Raw genomic sequence first — 19,426 nt, 5'->3', positions numbered from 1 at the left:
ACGATGGAAAGGAATACGGCGAACGGAGGACTGGTGTTGAAGGCCGGCGGCAAGCTGTACATAAGCGAAAGCACAGGCGCCTTCGGAACGGTGATTACGGATCTGACGGTCGCCGCCGCTGGAGCCGGCGGCGGAAGGACATTGCAGGCCGACGGTTGGTTCTGGTTCATGAACGAGGACGGCCGCCATCTGTATTACAGCGACCAGCGGCGCGGCGGCGCGCTGTACAGGTCGGGCACGGATTCGCATGAGCCGGAGCTCTTGCTGGACGTGCCGTGCATGAATCTGACGCTTAGCGGAGGGGGGATTTATTATATCGATGAGAACGACGGCAAGCTTTACCGGTGCGGCAAAGACGGCTGCGGCACGGAGCCGCTCACGGAAGAGCGCGTCCTGGGTTACGTGATTCGGAGTGATGAAACGCTGTATTATGCGACGGCGCAAGGCATCCGGGCATGCATCCCCGGCAGTCGCTACGAAGAACGCTTGACGGGGACGCCGGCCGCGGGGATGATCTCGGCGGGAGACCGGCTGGTCTACGCGGATAAAGAAAGGCGGTATGCGCTGACGGTCCTGGATATTCAAAGCGGCGCCGTAGGCGCGGTGTACGACGACCTGTCGCCGAACAGCCTGAACACAGACGGGCGTTACCTCTACTGCGCGAACCGAAGAAACGACAGCACGATCTACCGGGTCGATCCGGAACAAGGACGAATCATCCGGATCTTCGGCGAGAGCGCCGATCATCTGCACGTGATCGGGGATGAATTGTTTTTCAGGGGCCAGGACGGATGGTTTGCGATGTCGCTGTATGGCGGACAGGCATCGAAAGTAGCACCTAACGGGAGGGCTGGCCAATGAACGATAACCATTTATTCAGCCGACAGCCGAGGTTTCTGCCCGACATGCCATCCGGCGAGATCATGGTCCCGGATCCGCCATATAAGCACGAGAAGCCGGAGATCGGCTGGTTCACGCTGCTGGCGCCGCCGGCCGTCATGCTTGTCATTACATTCCTTGTGGCATTAACCGCTCAATCGATTTTCCTGATGATCTCCATCGCGACCACGGCCGTGACGCTCATCAGTTCGCTGGCCGGAGCGACGGCGCAGATCCGCAGACACAAGAACAAGAAGAAGGAGCGTGAAACCAAATATCTGCAGTTTATCGCGGACCGTAGGAGCGAGCTGGCCATTGCCGCGGAGAAGCAGATCAAGGCGATGAACGAAATGAACCCGGAGCCCGCTGTCTGCCTCGAGCGAATGCGCCGACTTGACAAGAAGCTGTGGGAGCGGACCGCGTCCTATCCGGATTTCCTGTCCTTGCGCGTCGGGCTCGGCAGCATGCCCGCGGCCGTCCGGATCAAGTACAATCCGCAGGGGGTCGTCCTCGAGAGTGATCCGCTTCTGATGGAGCCGCAGCGGCTCGCACTGGAGTTCGAATCGGTGAAGGACGTACCCGTGACCGTCGATCTGCAGACCGCCGAAATTTGCGGAATCGCTGGGGAAGAGGCCGGCGTGCTTGAACTGGTCCGGCTGATGCTGCTTCAAGTGATCACCCACCACGGGTACGACGACGTGCGGGTGGTCTTGCTTGCCGCCGATGAATACGTGGAGAAATGGATCTGGTTGAAGCACTTGCCGCATCTGTGGGACGACGGCTTTGAGACGAGATACCTGCTCTGCGGCAAGGCCATGGCGCATCAGGCGCTCGGCGAGCTGTACGGCGAGCTGAAAGCGCGCGAATCGAGAGCGGTGACGGCGGGCGGCAGCACGCTTCCGCATTATGTCTTTATCGTGGAGGATGCTTCACTGCTTGACAATGAGCCGGTTAATCGGTACCTGTACAACCGGAGCGGCAAGCTTGGCGTTTCGGCCGTCTTTATCGCCAAGCACCAGGCCTACCTGCCGATGAACTGCAGAACCGTCATTACGCTTACGGGGAGAAGCGGCGAACTGGCGGACAGGGGGAGCGGTTCGAGGTCGCCGTTCGTTCCGGACAGATTGGATTCCACGGGATTGGAGCAGGCGGTCCGCATATTGGCTCCGCTCCGGATCCGGCAGACGGGGGCGAGCTTTACAATTCCGGCTTCCGTTACGCTGCTGGAGCTGCTGCGGGCGACCACCGTGGAGGAGGTGGATCTGATCGGCCGGTGGAGCCGGAACCGGACGTTCAAGGGCATCAGCGTACCGATCGGCGTCAAGGCCGGCGGCGCGCTGTTCAATCTCGACCTTCATGAAACCGGGCACGGTCCGCATGGGTTGGTGGCGGGGACGACAGGTTCGGGCAAAAGCGAGTTGCTCCAGAGCATCATCGTCTCCCTGGCGGTCAATTATCACCCGCACGATGTCGTGTTCGTCCTTATCGATTACAAGGGCGGAGGCATGGCGGATGCTTTCCGCGGCATGCCGCACCTGGTCGGGACCATTACGAACCTGGGCGGCAACCAGACGACCCGGGCGCTGCTGTCGATCAAGAGCGAGCTGCAGCGAAGGCAGCGCATTTTCTCGGCGTATGGCGTGGGCAACATCGACAAATACCAGAAGCTTTACCACAGCAAGGAAGAGAAGAACGGGATGCCGCCGGTACCGCACCTGGTGATGATTGCAGATGAGTTCGCCGAATTGAAGCAGGACCAGCCGGATTTCATGAAAGAACTGGTGAGTGCGGCCAGGGTGGGCAGAAGCCTTGGCGTACACCTCATTCTCGCGACCCAGAAGCCCGCAGGCGTGGTCGACGACCAGATCTGGAGCAACTCCAAGTTCAAGATCTGCTTGAAGGTGCAGGACGAAACGGACAGCAAGGATGTCATCAAGCGGCCTGACGCCGCCATGATCAAGGAGCCAGGGAGGGCCTATATTCAGGTCGGCAACGACGAAATGTTCGAGTTGTTCCAGTCGGCGTATTCGGGCGCGGATTATGATCCGGACGGCGAGCTGCTGCGGAGCGAGAACCGAGTCAAGCGGCTCTATGAGATCCGTCTGGACGGGAGAACCGAGCAGATCTACCCGCTCGAGGAAGAGAAGATCGCGAAGAAGGAATTACAGAGCCAGTTGAAGGCCATGGTGGACGGGATCGCCTCCGTCTCCGGATCGGCAGGCATCGTTCCGCTGGAGGGGCCGTGGCTGCCCCCGCTTCCGGAGCGGATGGATATGACGCCGCTGTTCGGGAACGACACAGGCTTCGACGCAGAGAAAGCCGCCTGGAGGCCGGTGAAAGAAATCTTCAGTGTGCCGGTAGGCTTGCTGGACGATCCGCGCAATCAGCGGCAGGAGCCGCTCCTGTTCGACTTCGCATCGGAGGGGAATTTGTTCGTATACGGCGCTCCCGGAACGGGCAAGACCGTGCTGCTCAAGACGTTGTGTCTGTCACTCGCCTACCGCTATTCGCCTTCCGAAGCGAATCTGTACATCATGGATTTCGGCGGCGCGTCGTTCAAGGCTTTCGAACGGCTGCCCCACTGCGGCGGTATCATGACGCTGGAGCAGGAGAGCCGGATCAGCCAGTTCGTGCTATTCCTGTTCCGTGTGATCGAGGAGCGCAAGAAGCTGTGGGAGGAGACAGACTGCGGCGGGTTCGCGGACTACCGGAGCAGAGCAGGGGCACTGCCAGCCATCCTCGTGGTCATCGACAACTATTTTGCTCTGTCGGAAACCTACGAGAACATCGACGAACGCATGGTTGTGCTCGCCCGCGAAGGATTCAAGTACGGGATCTACATGGCGGTTACCGCGACGAACGCATCTCTCGTCCGTTACAAGTTTGCGGTGAACTTCAAAATGGCGGCGAGTCTCCAGCTTACGGACAAGGCGGAGTACGACGGCATCGTCGGCAGGACGGAAGGGCTGGAGCCGGCGCGGGTTGTCGGGCGAGGGCTCGTGCGGGGCACGCCGCCGCTGGAGTTTCAAACGGCGGAGCCGGAGCTCGGGCCACTCTCTACCGTGCAATGGATCGATCGGTTCGATCAGCTTGCGGATGCCGGCCGGATCGGCAGGGCGCTTCCGATACCGGTGATGCCTGCGAGCATCGATATGGCCGCGATTAACGGCGATGTGGGAACGCACGTGGCGATCGGACTTTGCGACCACGATCTTCAGCCAGTAAACGTCGATCTTGCCGTAAACCCGGTGATCATGATTGCAGGTGATCCGATGGCCGGCAAAAGCACGCTGCTCGTGTCCTGGATCGGTATGCTGTGTGACAAGCTCGGCGAGGAACGGGTACAGGTGTATGCGATGGATTCGAGTGCCATGGGGCTCTACCCGCTGTTCAGTCGGCCCAATGTGACGGATCTGTCGCAGGTCGGTGATATGTGTGCATTCATCGACGGGATCAAAGCGGAACTGGACGACAGGAGGAGCCGTCTGCTGAACATCCGGCGCTCCGGGGGCGACATTGACGGGCTGATGCGTTCCCTCCGTCAGATTGTATTTGTCTTTGACCGGCTGAGCGAATTTACGAACAGTGAGCACTACTCGTTCAAAGAGCTGATCGAGCGGATCGTGAAGCAGGAACGCGGCTTGAAGGCGGCTGTCATGGCGGCAGACAATACCGCCGAATTGGCCGGCAATTGGGATAGCCTGGGGAAGGCCATCCGCGAGGAACAGACCGGCGTGCTGCTCGGCAGCCTGAAGGACCAGAACCTGTTTAACGCCAGACTCCCGTATGGCGTTCAAGAGAAGGAGCTCGCATGGGGAGACGGCTACTTCATTATAAAGAACAGGTATACGGGTCTGCGGGCGGCAGCCATGGCACAGGCTCCCCCGGTCCCCGTGTGAGAAGAAGCCGCCCAATTCGAATATCGAGGAGGAATGGATGGATGCCTACTCCGGCGGAACTGCGAAATAAAGCGACGGCCGTGAATACGGCAAGCGGCAATATACGCCGCGAAGCGAACGCATACAGGAATCAAATGAACGGCACGGCCGACTGGTGGCAGGGCGATGCAGGAAACGCGATCAGGCAGTCATACAGCGCGATTCATGCCGACGTCGACCGGCTGCTGTCCAAGCTGGACACGCTGAAATCCCGGCTGAATGGGCTTGTCGGAGAAGTGCAGCGGGCGGACGACGAGCGGAGACGCAAAGCGGAGGAGGCAAGGCGGCTAGCCGAGGAGAAGCGGCGCAGGGAGGCTGCGGCCAGGAAATAACCGTCCCGCCCGGTGGTACGCGCATGAAAGGAGGTGATAATGATGAATCAAACATTCAGTCCGGAACAGGCCAGAGGAGTCGCAAGCTCGATCAAGAACAAAGGCCACAACGCCAGGGACATCATCAACCAGCTCGACCGTGAAATCAAATCGGTTGAGGGCTGGTGGCAAGGAGAGTCCGCCAAAGCGTTCGTCGACGAATTCCACCAACTGAAACCGAGTCTCGACAAGCTCGTGCAGTGCGTAGACAACATTAGCATATCGTTGAACAAGGTTGCCGACATCAAGGAGCAAAGCGACCGGGATATCGCCAGCCAGCTTCGCAAGTAATCAAACCTTGCATCCGAGTGACGAAGGCACCGCCGCGTGCCTTCGTTACCTTTCCCTTCGAATATTGCGAGCATGGGCTCTCGACTCGTTGATCCATACAATAAGTCCTGCGGAAAGGATGTGAAGCAATGGCTCTGAAGGTTGACCCGAACAAAGTTCTGCAGCTTGGCCAGGGGATGAAGCGTCTCGATACGGCGCTCGAGAATGAGATCACGGGAATGTACCGTGACATTAACGGCGCCGTCGGGAATACTCGTTCCGGCTATCCCGAGTCTTACGTTCAGTCAAGCGCGGCAAGCGTGCAGTCCGTACTGTCGGAAATCAAATCACTGGCGGTTTCGATCGGGGATAAGTTGAACGACAAGGTGATTGCGCTAGCCAATGCCGCGACTGAATATATCGAGGCCGAGGGACGCTCGAAAAACTACCGGACGGTGAAGACCATCAATGACTGGTACAAACGTGCGTGGGATCTCTTTGAGAAAGGGGTGATCGGACTTTATTCGTGGCAAAAAGGCTTCAAATTTACCGTTAACGGCAAATACGTTCACGTCTACGGTTCAAGGAACGCGTCGGGCTTCTGGAACAAGGCCTACAGGAATTGGCGCACCAGGGAAGGGCTGACCGGAACCCGCTACAGGCTGGACAATCCCAAGGTCGCCAAGTATTTGAGCCCAAAGGCGATGGCGCTGAGTGAATTGAACAAAAACTACAATATCTTGAAATCGGGCGCTTGGAAGAAAGCTTTGAAGGGAGGAGGCGTTCTCGGCGCGGCGCTTACCGTCGGCGGGAGCGTCTACAACTATGGTTGGGGGGAATACAAGAATCACGGCCTGGCCAGCACCGAATTCGTCTCGGACCTGGCCGTCGAGTCCACCGTAATGATCGGCACGACAGCCGTAAGCTCGGCGGCAGGCATCGCGGCGGGGGCCGCGGCCGGGGCGATGTTCGGTTCCGTTGTCCCTGGCCTGGGAACCGCGATAGGTTTCGCCGTCGGCGTCGGCATCGGCGTCGTCATGAGCACCAGCTGGGGCAAGAGTGTGAAGGACTGGACGAAGGACAAAGTCAACAAGGGCATCGAGTTTGGCGTTAAGAAGGCCAAGGAGGCGACGGAAGCGGTCGGGCATGCCGCGAGCAAAGTGATAGGGGGCCTCAAATCCCTATTCTAGAGGAGGTATCCATGGCTAAGAGCCAGACAAAGTCAACGAATTACAATGCCATCTATTTCTTTGCCGTGTTCGTACCCGGAGTGTCCGCCGTTTTCATGGCCGTCATTCCGGCATGGTCGCCGGGGATCGGCAAAGCCGTGTTCGCCGTGCTTGCCCTTAACATGCTTGTCGCCCTGATCATGAAGTTGACGCGGTATATCGAGAAAACTCCGGCGCGGAAGATCGCTTACGGCATTTCGCAATTTCACTTGTTCACCGCGTTTCTGCTTGGCGTCGTGTGGCGGGTGTGGGGCGGCGGCGTTCTGGCCGCCGTGGTGCTGATTGTGCTGCAGACGGCCGCAGTATATACGGGGTACGTGTATCGACGGACGATATTCAAGGAAGTGCTTCAGCCGGGAAGCCGGATCGGCAAAATCGTTTACGCCGCCGGCCTGTTAGGCGGAGGAGCCGCGGGATTGATCGGCTACGGACTCAGCCAATGGTTCTCCAGCCGGTTTGAGAACATGATGCCATTCTACGTCAGCCTTGTTTTTATACCCGTATCGCTCTATATCCTGCTGGTCGTTTACGCCGGATGGATCAAAGCGGAGGATCCCGAGTGGATGCCCGATTCGAAGAACGCCCGCCGGTCGGCCGGCAAGCGTCCAAATTTACCAAGGTAGGTGTGTGAAGCCGATGAATACGATGATGCCTTATCGCGAGGATCTGAACGATCCCATGAAGCTGGAGACATTTTCCGAACAATTTCTCGAAACGCTGGAAGACGGCTCAACCCGCGTCAAGCCGCAGGCTGCGTCGGAACTGGCCTTCCTGTTCCAGAACAAATGGATTGGCATTCCAGGTTACGCCCAGGCCTACGCCAGGGATTGGGTCAATGTGGAGGAATTCGTGAAACAGTTGAGCGACGATCTCGACCGTGTAAAGACGCTGGAGGAGGCGACGGAAGCCGTATTGACTCATCTGCGCCGCTGGGGCAGGCAGGCGGCCGGCGACTTTGTCGGCGGTTTCTGTTTTCTCGAAGCTCAGGCAAGCTTGTTGGGCGGCAACGATGAAATCATTAGCCGGATTCGGGCTACGGAAAGGGCCTATGCAGGTTATCTCGAACGGCATGAGCATCAGCTGAAGGGCAGCTTCCCGGACGGCCTTAATCCGGGCGAGGCGTTCTATACGGCCCAGCCCCTGTTCGAGGAGGCTCCTGGTTTCATGCAGTGGCTTTTCGGCGTCGTCGACGTCTCACTGCTCAACCGCAGGGGATTGATCGCCGATGCGCTGCACGGCAAGAGCTTCGAGGAGGTGCTTCTTAGAATCATGCTCGCGTCGAACGGCGTCATCGAGGAGGCGGCTATGTTCGCCGCCTATGTTGCGCAAGTTCTGGATTTACAGCGATTCTATACCCTGCAAGTGGAGGTTCAGCCATCATGAAAAGAATTTCCATTCTACTTATGGCCTTGCTGATCTGTGCCGCTGCGATGCCGGTCATCACAACCGCTGCGGCGCTGCCCATCCGGATCGTCGTGAACGGGGACCCGGTAAAGCTGCCCGACGCGCAGCCGTTCACGGACGCGAACAACAGGTTACAGGTGCCGATAAGATTTGTAAGCGAGGCGCTTGGCGCGAAGGTCGGATGGAACAATAAGGCGAGAGCGGCGACCGTTGCGATCGGCAAGAATGAGATCACGCTGACGGCAGGCAAGAAGATCTACATACTGAACGGAAAAAGCATGCAGATGGATACAGAGGTTCTGCTCCTTCACGATAGAACGTTCGTGCCGATCCGATTCGTAAGCGAGGCCTTGGGTGCAACGGTCAACTGGGACGGGAAGGTCAATACCGTCTATATCGACACGTCCAAGATCGGCCAGACGCCGGCCGACACCGGCACAGTGGACTATTACGGGTTTGTCCTGGATCCACACCCTTCATCCAAGCTGATTGTCAACAAGGGGAGCTACGGCACGCTCGGCAAAGATTACGCGCTGATCAGCATGAGGATCGTGTTCAACACCAAGGATGCGAGCTACGAGGAGCAGTGCGCGGATGCGGAAAGCATCCTGCAGCAAAAAGTGGATCAGGATACGGTAACCGCCGTGATGAGCTATGTCAAAACCAAAACAACCGCCGAGCCTGAACTTGCCCATAAGGAGTTTGCCGGCACAGACTATGTAATTGCAGTCGGATCCCAGCAGCTCAACGACATCAGCATCACGGTTTACAAAAAGTAGGTGCGGCGATATGACAATGCTTCGGAGATTCGCTGCCGTCCTGATCCTGACCGCATTGCTTCAAATCGGCTTCCCGAGCTACTCCGCGGAGTCCGCCGGCCAAACTTCCGGCCTAACGTCCTCCAAGGTGCTGGAACTGGCCAATGCGGATATGAGAAGCTTTTATTTTCCCGATAGAACGGGGGACTATTTTCCGGAACGGACGCCCCTTCACGGCGCTTACAGACAGGATCTGCTGAACCGGAAAATCGCAGAGAGCAGCAACGAATTTGAGATCGTATACGGCTCCGATCATGGCGGAACGGTTTTCCACAACAACCGGACGATCAGCCGCTATTCGGGTTATACCCGCAATGGAGATCCCGTTTCTTCGGAGGGCTTTCCCTGGGACGCCGGGTGGGGCGGTACGCCGATCCAAAGCTTCAACATGATTCAGAATCCCTGGGAGAACAGACGATTGGGTATCGACCGCACCATTTTCGATGATTACAAGAGCTACGATCCCGACCTCAGACGCTATCTGAAAGACGGCACCTTCGAGGCGGCCATCATCGCCGGCTTGAACGCCAAGTTCGCTGGCAAGCGATATAGGGAGTTCATGTATAACAACCAGAATTCCCAATTCGCGGACAGGATCGTATATGCGAAGAACGCAAGTCCGACGAAAGGCGGCAGGTGGGTTGACTATGTCCACGTCCTGCAGCCGCCGACCGCGCTCGCCTGGGGCTCAGGAAGAATCTATATCCAGGGCTCGTCGGGGCAGACTACGTATTTGGGCATTCCGATTGCTCCCTTCTCGCTATTGGGCAACGATCTAGCCGCGGCGTTTGAAAGCCTGCCTTCCGGCGCGACAGAAGGAAAGGAGATTCGGGTCGGCGTTCGGATCTCTTCAAGCTTTAAGCAGGAGGTGACCACCGATTTCGAATGGCGGATTACGAAGGCTGACGGCACCTCGCTGACCGCGGATGCAGACAAGCTGGCATTCGCCGGCCATGCCGTCGCCCGAACAGGTTCATTGACGATACCTGCGGAAGGCGAGCGCATGCTGTACGCTTCGTTCGTGATGCCGGACAGCGGCGTCAGAATTACGTTCAGCGTCAACAAAGACGGAAACCGGCCTTCGGAGAAGCTTCTGGAAAATAACGTAATTGACTCCCATCCGTCGATACGCCTGATTACACCAATTCGGCTGGGCTACGATGTGCTCTCGAAGAAGGTAGCCTTCCCGCTGGCCTATGGCGCCGATATTGCCGCAACGCTGACGCTCCCTTCGGGAGACTGGACGGGCAATGCAACGGGCAGGCTCAATGTGACCAAGCATGAGACGGATCTGTTCCGGAACTTCCAGGTCTCCAATAACCCGCCGGTCAATGAAGCGGCTACCACGATCGTGCGGAACCCCATCGTCCATTCGACCATTATGCGGACTGATTTCGGCGACGATCCGATCGGACGCCATTGGCTGAATCCGGCCGATCCGGGCATTCCCCGGGACAGGAGCGGTACCGTCGCTTACGATGGCAACGTAAGCCGGTCCTATCAATACACGCATTGCGACTATGACGAAGAAGGCAACTGCGTGGAGAAAACCGTCTCCGGCAAGGTGTCGGCGCCCTTCGATTCCGGGACGGATACCCGAATATTCGAGGTATACAGTTACAATGGACGCAAAGTACTCCCCAAGCAAACGTTCAAGGAAACGATTGAACAGAACAGCCGATCGTCCAAACTTAAGAAGCTGTTCTGGGAGAGCGAGCCGTACGGCTTCAACGTGATCCGATGGATGCATCATGTCGGTGAGAACGGAAAGGAATACGGCTGGACACCCGTTGACGGCCAGTATGAACGGACGTTCAAACAGCAGGCACAGGCTGAAGTCGGGTGGGAGACCGAGCGTTCAATGGACGAGCAATACGCCCAGGCACGGACGGCGGCGAAGAAAGGCTCAAACCGCAAAGCGTTGTACGACAAGGCCGTGTTCGCAACCGACCGGGAGTTGCAGAAGTTCGATTATCCCATCAAATCCGGTTACTACTTCAATCCCGCGGGCACCTATACCGTCAGAGTGCAGACCGTGACCTTCAAGCCGACCCCGGCTGATACGCAGGACCATAAGGATTTGGTCGATGCCGTGATCAATTCGTTCCGTTACGAGACAGACCTCATGTACATTAACGGCCAGAGGGCAGCCGTCAATGTGCGCAATGAGCCACTTCCGGCGCGCGGTTCCGGATTTGAACGTAAACCCGGCGTGCTTACGGCCAAGAATCGGAAAGGCGTCGACGATTTGGAACTGCTGACCGTATTTGACCGGAGCCGGGACCCGTCGCGGTACACCAAAAAGGTGGACGAGATCAGGCACAGTCAGGTCAGGGACAACAACGATACGCACAAGTACTGGAACATGGTCATGGAAGGGTACGGGGAATCATCTACCTCGGAAAGCAGCAGCCATTACCAGTATCGGGAGTGTGTGAAAGACGGGCAGCGCATGTACAAGATCACGGAAACCACTGACGTAGCCTTTGTCATCAACAGGGACGATCATAACGTCTACACCCACGCCAATATGTCGAACGGGAACTATTATGTCAGGGTATGGCTGGAGGACATCGATCTGTCGAACGAGCGGCACGCTTATCGGAAGCTTGGATCGATCAAAGGCTTGACCAAGCTGGATGAAATCCGGGTAACCGTTCAAGGCTCCATGTATGATGATTTGAACAATTGATAGAGCAGGGCACCGATCAATCGATCGGTGTCGCGTTTGATCCGCAAGATCACTTATTCCGAACTGCGAATCATGGAGATGGACCTCATTTATTGGAGTTTTTCTTTCGAATTATCCTGCGAATATTGGATTGAATGTCCGTGCGCAAGAATGCCTTCACTTCTTCACTCCACGTAGGGCAAAGTGTAGAAATTTAAGGCAGAGTGAACAAGGCCGCCTCTTTTCGGAATGGTTTGATGATACTTACCATTTCCTGAAAAGTCGGCCTTTTTATTTGCATTTTCTAAGAGGTAAACGATTATAGGCTCATGATGGACATCTTGGAGAAAAAGAAGTGGGGGACAGTAAGATTATTATGATAAAATAGATATAGACTCCTGTGAGTTACATTAATGGTATTAAAAACCAAGTTATAGGAGACAGTCTATGAAGAAAAGCTACTATATTGTGGCTGCAGTAGTCATAGTCATAGTCATAATCGTTAGTCTTGGAATTTTCTATTCGTCTACAAAAGGAACCACATTTAATGAAGTCGTACTGGCTCGATTCGATACTAAGAGTGTAAGTTCGATTGAAATTATCAGACAAGATAATCAAGGTGAAGCCACAGTAACTGTGACCGATCCGAGTGAAATTCAAAAAATACTGAACGCGTTTTCCAAGGCCAAATTAAGAAAATCAAGTTCTTCACAAATTGACTTTACAGAATCATACTGGATGACTATAAAAACGAATGATGGTAAAAGGAAGTACGGAATAACACTTTATGATAAGGCCTATATAAATACATACGAATATAATGCAGCGGTTCCTAAAAATGCAATTCATTCATATAAAATAACAAATGAATTTGATTCCACAGTTATAGGAAGCTTATTTTAGAAAGATTAAATTTCTTCGACCTATGACGGCCAAACGAAAACATTTCGATTAGGCCTTGAATTTAAAAATGGTTATCAAATCAATCGAGTCGACATGGAGCGTATGTTTGAACAATGGTTAACAGAAGCCAGCTCGCAAATCGATTACAGATTGGAAAATTGCTCTCAAATCTTATAATGTGCAATTAGAGGAAATCATAGATAGTAAGAACGTTAAAATTTTAGCAACTAAACCTATTGATTCAACGGAAATCCAAGTACGATATTTTGTCGTAGTTGGACTTTTTGTTTTTGAAAGAACAGAAACCGCCACAAATCCTACATACAATATAACTTACCATGAACCGGATTCAATAGAATAGATCAAACGAACGAAGGCTGCTGATCTAAAATTCCAGGTAGTTTCACGACCGTTCGAAGGTTCTAATCCATTCCGGATTTCTCCAAGCCCAAAAGGGATTGTTCCCGTACAACCTTACTAACAATTTTATTGACCAATATTATATTGCGTTCAATATTTTTGTTGTTGTCGAATAAAATCGTAAAATAAATCAAGAAATCAAAAATTTTGTCATTAACCTCCCATTGGCGGGAGAGTAAAATATAAACATTAATCATTACACGGATTCATCGATCTTCATGACATACATGTGAATCCGCTTACATCTAGTAGAACTTGTAAAGAAAGGGGTGTCTTGGTATGCAATTGACCCAAACGGGGATCGGTTCCGGTACGGCTGCTGGCATTCGTTCGCGAAAGGAGTTCTTCCGACCAAGAGGATCGAGGGCAGCGAATGAGTGGGCCTCAAGTAATTCGATCGTTTCAGAAAAAGGGGATGAGGTGAGCTCTTGTCGACGATTACCGAAAAAACATATAAAAAGTCATTAAAAATACCTAAAAAGTCGTTTATTTCTAAGTTAAATTACGATTGGAAATGTAACCGCTTTCTGTTGCTGATGTCGTTGCCAGGGTTAATCATGATTGCCTTGTTTGCTTATTATCCCATGGTCGGTGTCGTAACTGCTTTTCAAAATTACAGTTTGTTTTTAGGAATTAGCGGCTCTGAATGGATTGGCTTTGATAACTTTACTCGGTTTTTTAATGATCCAAACTTTTTTAGAATTATAAAAAACACGTTTGTTCTTGGTTTTTTTGACTTGCTTTGGTCTTTTCCCGCACCCATTATTCTGGCTTTGTTGATTAACGAAATGGTACATCCAAAATTGAAGAGATTTGTTCAAACCGCTACGTATTTACCGTATTTTATTTCGGTTGTTGTCATTGTGGGCATTATGAAATCCATTTTTAGTGATGGTGGTATTGTAAATGACTTGTTAGCACAAGTCGGTGTTGCCCCTATCCAATTTTTTAACGAATCGGATTTCTTTAGAAGCTTGTATATTGGCTCAGGTATTTGGCAGGGAGTTGGTTATTCCAGCATACTCTACTTGGCGGCCATTGTAGGGATTGACGCAGAAATGTATGATGCGGCTAAGATGGATGGCTGTTCTAGGTTTAAACAGATTATTCACATCACCCTGCCCAACCTCCGCCCTACCATCATTACTTTGTTAATTTTATCCATTGGCGGTATTATCAGCGTTGGACTCGATAAAATTCTATTAATGTATAGCCCTGCTACATATGATGTTGCCGATGTTATCTCTACTTATGTTTATCGTAAAGGTATAATCGACCAAGATTATGGATTTTCAAGTGCTATTGGATTGTTTAACAGTTTGGTTTCCATTGTTTTTTTATTAGGAGCAAACTATTTCTCCAGAAAACTCCTAAAGGAAAGTTTATGGTGATGTCATGAAAAAGAATCCTTACAAAATCAAAGCACCAATGGGAGATCGGGTCTTTCTTTCCGTTGTGTACATCATTTTGGCTATTGTTGTACTGGCTATGCTCTATCCCTTTGTTTACGTTGTCTCTGTGTCTATTAGCGATCCCGCAGAAGTCATTGCGGGGAAAGTTACTTTTTTTCCAAAAGGTTTTGACCTAGGTGCATACAAGACCATGATAAACCATCCTATTTTTTTCACGGCATATAAAAACACGATTGTGTATACTGCGCTTGGAACGTTTTTTACCTTATTTTTCACAGCACTAACAGCATATCCGCTTTCCAAAGATAAGTTTCAAATGCGTTCATTTCTCTCCAAGGTGTACCTTATAACCATGTTTTTTGGTGGCGGTATGATTCCAACCTATCTGGCTTATAAGTCCCTGCATATATTAGACACCATTTGGGTTATGGTTCTTCCGGGGGCGTTGACCGCATGGAACATTATTCTTATGAGATCCTTCTTTAGGAATATACCGGAGAGCCTAAGTGAATCTGCTTACATTGATGGGGCCACTGATCCTCAAATATTAGTAAAAATCTTTTTGCCACTTTCCAAGCCAATCATGGCAACCATCGGTTTATTTACAGCTGTTGGCATTTGGAATGGATATTTCAATGCGTTGCTTTACTTAAATGACACTGCGAAGTATCCTTTGCAGATGATTTTAAGAAATATCTTGGTATCTGCAACCTTCAATCCAAGCGAAAAAGACGCTTATACTGCATTAAATCACTCGGCAACGGAATCTTTAAAAATGGCATCCATTGTCATTACTACCCTTCCTATTATGTGTATTTATCCTTTTTTACAAAAGTACTTTGTCAAGGGTCTAATGGTTGGCTCAATTAAAGGATAATTCATAAAATTTACTAAAAAGGAGATATATCATGAAAAGATTTTTGGCCTTATTTGTAGCTGTCATTATGTTGTTTGCTGCAGGGTGCAGTAGTAAGCCAAGCGAATCTGCCAAAAACACAGAGCCGTCACAGACATCAGACCCCAATGCCGCCGAACAAAAAATTAGCGAAAAACCAATTGAAGTTTCTTGGTTTTTTATGTCTAATACCCCATACACTGGCGACGAAGAAATTTTTAAGACCATTCAAAAGTACACAAATATTAAAATCAAACCCATTAGCGTAGCCCGTGCAGACTATACACAAAAATTGAATACCATGTTAGCATCTGGATCACTACCTGATTTGATGACGTTATCAAGCGATAATGCGGACCGTTATGGTCCACAAGGAGCATTCTTAGATTTAACGTCTTATATGGAAGCAGGGAAGCTTGATAATTACAAAGCAATGTTGGAAAAATATCCACCTGCTATGGATCTGACTCGTTCGCCTAACGGCAAATATTATGGCGCCCCAAGAATGTATGATGTACCATATCGTGCCGACGAAGTTATGCTTGGGAGAACTGATATTTTTGCAAAAAACAATCTATCCACGAAGTTCGAAACGTTTGACGATTTATACAATACCTTAGTTCAACTGAAGAAACTTTACCCAGATTCTTATCCCTATTTTGTAAGATGGGGGACGTCTCACCTAATTGGCAACCAAGCTTACTATAGAGGAACGAGTAACACTTTCTATCTTGACGATGTAGAGCAAAAATATTTATTCGGTCCAGAAAGCCAAGCCTACAAGGATACGTTGGTTTACTTGAATAAATTGTATTCCGAAGGCTTATTAAATCCAAACTTTGCTACGATTACCGATGAAGAATGGAATGAACTCTTAGCTACAAACAAAGGTTTTGTGACCTTTGACTACCCACAAGTTGGCGACGAGATTGTTCAACAAATGGGAAGCAAAATTCCACAGGGTTTTGAATTTACGGCTATGCTTCAACCTGCTTACAACAATAAAAGAGTTGGTACCGGTGTTTTAAGTGGCTATTTAGGAAGCTACAAAGTGATTTCAAACCAATCTAAATACAAAGATGAATTGGTTAATTTCCTGAACTGGATGTACAGCCCGGAAGGTATCGATGCAATGCAATTTGGTATTGAAGGCGAATCTTATCAAAAGAATTCCGATGGTACTGTGAAATTTTTAAAGGATTTTCAAACTCCTGCTACACCAAATGGTACCATTAAGAATGCGGGGCTAAACGACCAAAGCCTTTTCAGTGTTGTAAATCAAGCTGCCATTAATACTTTTGAGTTAAATGGTGCTGCCATGAAAAAATCTGTAGCATTTTTGGAAGAAAACAAAGGTTTTGGCAAGCCAACCTTTGGTGCAAAATTTAGCGATGCTAATGCGAAAAAAGAATATACCGACCTCAAAACGGCTATTGATACCTATGTAGAGGAAGCTTCGGTAAATGTGATAATCGGTAAGCAAAGCATTGATACCTGGGATTCACAAGTTGTACCACAGGTTAAAAAACTTGGCTCTGACCGAGCTCTGGAACTTATCAATAAAGCCTATGACGAGACTTTTAAGAAATAATGGATATCACTTGAGCTGAACGAAGGAGCGTGAGTTTTCTCACGCTTCTTGTTGTAATTGGAGGAAAAAAATGATCGCCAAAAAGCAATAAATTCTGGATGAGGAGTTGGTAGAACGATATGAAACGTTTATCATACAGCAAGGCTGCGATGCACTGGTCGGAAGCATTGCCTCTTGGCAACGGAAGAATAGGTGCCATGCATTTTGGAGGCGTAGGAGAGGATCGCTTTCAACTGAACGAGGATACGTTGTGGTCTGGTCCCCCAAGTCGGTATAAGCCTCATGATGACCGGGAATCGCTCAAGAAAGTGAGGCAGTTCCTTCGAGAACACAAATACAGTGAGGCGGACGAGGAGACGAAAAACATGTTCGGCCCTTATGCGCAAGTGTATATGCCTCTTGGGAACTTAACAATACGCTTTATGCATGGCGAGGAAGGCCGGCAGTATAAACGGTTGCTAGACCTTGAACGCGCGCTCTCTTCGGTAACGTACACGATTGGTCCTGTCGAATATACGCGCGAGGCTTTTATTTCAAACCCTCATCAAGTGCTCGCAATCCGTCTGACAAGCTCCATTCCCAAGCAGCTTAACTTCGATGTGACCTTGGACAGTCCGCACAGAGCATTTACGTTGCAAGATGACAATGCATTGTTCTTGCGAGGGTTTTGTCCTGAATACTGTGCACCGGGTTATTATGAAGAGGATTTGCAGCCGATTGTGTACGGGGAATTTGGCAATACGAAAGCGATTCATTTTGAGGGAAGAATGGGTGCTTCGATCGAAGACGGTCAAGCAGTGTATCGGAATGGCAAGCTAAGTGTACAAGACGCGACGAACGTCGTTCTTTATTTTGCTGCCGCAACGTCCTTCAACGGCTACGATCAATTGCCCGGCACCGATTTTGACATACTGGCCCGTCTAAATGAGTCAATTCTTTCGAAAGCGATGGAAATTTCTTACGATCAATTGAAAGAGGAGCATATACGCGATTACCGCGAACTGTTTGATCGAGTCGATTTTACTCTAGGGGAAGGTGCTCAGGGGGACGAAAAACTTGACACCGATAAGCGGATTCAAAAATATGGTGCTAGCGACCCGGAAATGGTTGCCTTGTTATTTCATTTCGGACGCTACTTGCTGATTGCCTCTTCCCGGGAAGGGACGCAGCCGGCCAACCTGCAGGGGATATGGAACGATATGGTGCGGCCGCCTTGGGGATGCAATTACACGCTGAATATTAATACGGAAATGAATTATTGGCCTGCGGAAGTGACGAATTTGTCCGAATGCCACCGTCCGTTGCTCAAGGCGATTCAGGAACTTTCGGTAAACGGCAGGAAAATGGTCAAGGAGCGGTTTGGGCTAAACGGATGGACGGCGCATCACAACTCGGATTTATGGAGACATGCACAGCCTGTAGGCGCCGAGCGGCACGGAGATCCGGCGTGGGCATTCTGGCCGATGTCCGGGGTTTGGCTGTGCCGCCACCTATGGGAGCATTACGAGTATACGCAGGATAAGCGGGTTCTCGCCGACGAGGCGTTTCCGCTTATGAAAGGCGCGGCTGAATTTTGCCTGGACTGGCTTGTGGAGGATGAAAGCGGATATCTGATTACATCGCCTTCGACATCGCCGGAGCATCATTTTTATTCGAATGACGGTAAGCTCGGAGCGGTCACGCAAGGCGCAACGATGGATCTTCAACTCATCGACGATTTATTCGAAAATTGTTTGAAGATGGCCACCGTTCTTGGCGTGGAGGATGAATGGGTGAAGCGGATGGCTGCCGCCAAGGCACGTCTGCATCCGATGCAAATCGGCAAATACGGCCAACTTCAAGAATGGCTCGTGGACTATGAGGATGAATATCAGGACCATCGTCATGTTTCCCACCTTTACGGAGTGTATCCAGGAAATCAACTGACAGAGGGTGTTTTGCAGGATGCTGTCCGGCAAACGTTGAACAGGCGCGGTGATGCTGGATCAGGCTGGAGTCTGGGGTGGAAGGTTTGTCTATGGGCCCGTTTGAAGGATGGGGAACGCGCTTTTCTGTTGCTAGAGCGCATTTTTAACATCGTTACAGCATATGAGGGAAGAGGCAGCGGCATCTCTCCGAATCTGCTCGGCTCCCATCCTCCTTTTCAGATTGACGGGAATTTCGGCTATACGGCGGGTATTGCAGAGATGCTTGTTCAATCCCACAGAGGGTATGTCGAATTATTGCCTGCGATTCCTTCCGTTTGGCAGAGCGGATCATTCTCGGGCCTTCGCGTTCGCGGAGGGTTCGAACTATCCCTTAGCTGGGATCGCATGCAAGTCAGTCGGCTGGAGCTCGCTTGCTGTGTCGACAATACATTTAGAATGAAATCCGATAAACCGGTAATTGTCCGTGAAGAAGGAAAGAAGGACCGGACCCTTGAACCGATCGAGGGCTATCTGTCCTTAGAGATTAGCAAAGATCAAAAAGTTTCACTCCAGTTTTAAATGAATCCCCCGTACCTTATACTGACGGAGATAGACCTGCTTCTAACTTGCAGTGGGACCAATATAGCGATTAAAAAGGGAGTACCTGAGAACGGAGGCGTTGCCTCCGTTTTTATATTACATAAAAATACTTTTTTCT

Annotated in this window: 14 protein-coding genes; all 14 read left to right on the top strand. The window is 51.2% G+C overall.

Features of this window, described 5'->3' with window-relative positions; translation table 11 throughout:
* The first annotated feature begins 3 nt into the window (after window positions 1-3).
* The 14 genes from MUG84_RS08710 (at window position 4) to MUG84_RS08645 (ending at window position 19,287) form a co-directional block, all read left to right on the top strand.
* Entirely contained in the window at window positions 4-861 is an 858-nt protein-coding gene (locus MUG84_RS08710; RefSeq protein ID WP_244723791.1) for a DUF5050 domain-containing protein, read from the top strand.
* On the top strand, window positions 858-4,778 hold the full coding sequence (essC, locus tag MUG84_RS08705; protein WP_244723788.1) for a type VII secretion protein EssC: 3,921 nt from the start codon (window positions 858-860) through the stop codon (window positions 4,776-4,778). The genes MUG84_RS08710 and essC overlap by 4 nt, the downstream gene beginning before the upstream one ends.
* 41 nt (window positions 4,779-4,819) lie before the next feature.
* Window positions 4,820-5,149 (top strand): WXG100 family type VII secretion target, encoded by a 330-nt coding sequence (locus MUG84_RS08700; protein ID WP_244723783.1) that lies wholly within the window; start codon window positions 4,820-4,822, stop codon window positions 5,147-5,149.
* 39 nt (window positions 5,150-5,188) lie between these two features.
* Window positions 5,189-5,479 (top strand): WXG100 family type VII secretion target, encoded by a 291-nt coding sequence (locus MUG84_RS08695; protein WP_244723780.1) that lies wholly within the window; start codon window positions 5,189-5,191, stop codon window positions 5,477-5,479.
* A gap of 128 nt (window positions 5,480-5,607) precedes the next feature.
* Window positions 5,608-6,648 (top strand): hypothetical protein, encoded by a 1,041-nt coding sequence (locus MUG84_RS08690; protein WP_244723776.1) that lies wholly within the window; start codon window positions 5,608-5,610, stop codon window positions 6,646-6,648.
* Window positions 6,649-6,659: 11 nt separating this feature from the next.
* Window positions 6,660-7,310 (top strand): hypothetical protein, encoded by a 651-nt coding sequence (locus tag MUG84_RS08685; protein WP_244723772.1) that lies wholly within the window; start codon window positions 6,660-6,662, stop codon window positions 7,308-7,310.
* A 13-nt stretch (window positions 7,311-7,323) separates the two neighbouring features.
* Window positions 7,324-8,070, top strand: a complete 747-nt coding sequence (locus MUG84_RS08680) for a hypothetical protein (protein WP_244723769.1) — start codon at window positions 7,324-7,326, stop codon at window positions 8,068-8,070.
* The gene (locus MUG84_RS08675; protein WP_244723766.1) at window positions 8,067-8,870 is read left to right on the top strand and encodes a copper amine oxidase N-terminal domain-containing protein; all 804 of its coding nucleotides are present in this window, start codon (window positions 8,067-8,069) and stop codon (window positions 8,868-8,870) included. The genes MUG84_RS08680 and MUG84_RS08675 overlap by 4 nt, the downstream gene beginning before the upstream one ends.
* A 10-nt stretch (window positions 8,871-8,880) precedes the next feature.
* Window positions 8,881-11,601 (top strand): Athe_2463 domain-containing protein, encoded by a 2,721-nt coding sequence (locus MUG84_RS08670; protein ID WP_244723762.1) that lies wholly within the window; start codon window positions 8,881-8,883, stop codon window positions 11,599-11,601.
* Window positions 11,602-12,027: 426 nt separating this feature from the next.
* Complete coding sequence (locus tag MUG84_RS08665) at window positions 12,028-12,483, top strand: DUF5301 domain-containing protein (RefSeq protein ID WP_244723759.1); 456 nt, start codon at window positions 12,028-12,030, stop codon at window positions 12,481-12,483.
* 848 nt (window positions 12,484-13,331) lie between these two features.
* On the top strand, window positions 13,332-14,294 hold the full coding sequence (locus MUG84_RS08660) for an ABC transporter permease (RefSeq protein ID WP_244723756.1): 963 nt from the start codon (window positions 13,332-13,334) through the stop codon (window positions 14,292-14,294).
* Window positions 14,295-14,298: 4 nt separating this feature from the next.
* Window positions 14,299-15,192 (top strand): carbohydrate ABC transporter permease, encoded by an 894-nt coding sequence (locus tag MUG84_RS08655; RefSeq protein ID WP_244723753.1) that lies wholly within the window; start codon window positions 14,299-14,301, stop codon window positions 15,190-15,192.
* A 31-nt stretch (window positions 15,193-15,223) separates the two neighbouring features.
* Window positions 15,224-16,801: an extracellular solute-binding protein gene (locus MUG84_RS08650; RefSeq protein ID WP_244723735.1), complete on the top strand. Its 1,578-nt coding sequence runs from the start codon at window positions 15,224-15,226 to the stop codon at window positions 16,799-16,801.
* Between the two features lie 119 nt (window positions 16,802-16,920).
* Window positions 16,921-19,287 (top strand): glycoside hydrolase family 95 protein, encoded by a 2,367-nt coding sequence (locus MUG84_RS08645; protein WP_244723732.1) that lies wholly within the window; start codon window positions 16,921-16,923, stop codon window positions 19,285-19,287.
* Window positions 19,288-19,426: the final 139 nt, after the last annotated feature.

It is taken from the genome of Paenibacillus mangrovi (assembly GCF_022898935.1).
Lineage (GTDB): Bacteria > Bacillota > Bacilli > Paenibacillales > Paenibacillaceae > Paenibacillus_AQ > Paenibacillus_AQ mangrovi.
The sequence above is the reverse complement of the archived record's forward strand: the minus strand, read 5'-3'. Positions and strand labels throughout refer to the sequence as shown.

Bases quoted from the DNA above. Each gene is read 5' to 3' on its own strand.
- MUG84_RS08710 (WP_244723791.1), top strand. From the start codon at position 4: ATGGAAAGGAATACGGCGAACGGAGGACTGGTGTTGAAGGCCGGCGGC.
- essC (WP_244723788.1), top strand. From the start codon at position 858: ATGAACGATAACCATTTATTCAGCCGACAGCCGAGGTTTCTGCCCGAC.
- MUG84_RS08700 (WP_244723783.1), top strand. From the start codon at position 4,820: ATGCCTACTCCGGCGGAACTGCGAAATAAAGCGACGGCCGTGAATACG.
- MUG84_RS08695 (WP_244723780.1), top strand. From the start codon at position 5,189: ATGATGAATCAAACATTCAGTCCGGAACAGGCCAGAGGAGTCGCAAGC.
- MUG84_RS08690 (WP_244723776.1), top strand. From the start codon at position 5,608: ATGGCTCTGAAGGTTGACCCGAACAAAGTTCTGCAGCTTGGCCAGGGG.
- MUG84_RS08685 (WP_244723772.1), top strand. From the start codon at position 6,660: ATGGCTAAGAGCCAGACAAAGTCAACGAATTACAATGCCATCTATTTC.
- MUG84_RS08680 (WP_244723769.1), top strand. From the start codon at position 7,324: ATGAATACGATGATGCCTTATCGCGAGGATCTGAACGATCCCATGAAG.
- MUG84_RS08675 (WP_244723766.1), top strand. From the start codon at position 8,067: ATGAAAAGAATTTCCATTCTACTTATGGCCTTGCTGATCTGTGCCGCT.
- MUG84_RS08670 (WP_244723762.1), top strand. From the start codon at position 8,881: ATGACAATGCTTCGGAGATTCGCTGCCGTCCTGATCCTGACCGCATTG.
- MUG84_RS08665 (WP_244723759.1), top strand. From the start codon at position 12,028: ATGAAGAAAAGCTACTATATTGTGGCTGCAGTAGTCATAGTCATAGTC.
- MUG84_RS08655 (WP_244723753.1), top strand. From the start codon at position 14,299: ATGAAAAAGAATCCTTACAAAATCAAAGCACCAATGGGAGATCGGGTC.
- MUG84_RS08650 (WP_244723735.1), top strand. From the start codon at position 15,224: ATGAAAAGATTTTTGGCCTTATTTGTAGCTGTCATTATGTTGTTTGCT.
- MUG84_RS08645 (WP_244723732.1), top strand. From the start codon at position 16,921: ATGAAACGTTTATCATACAGCAAGGCTGCGATGCACTGGTCGGAAGCA.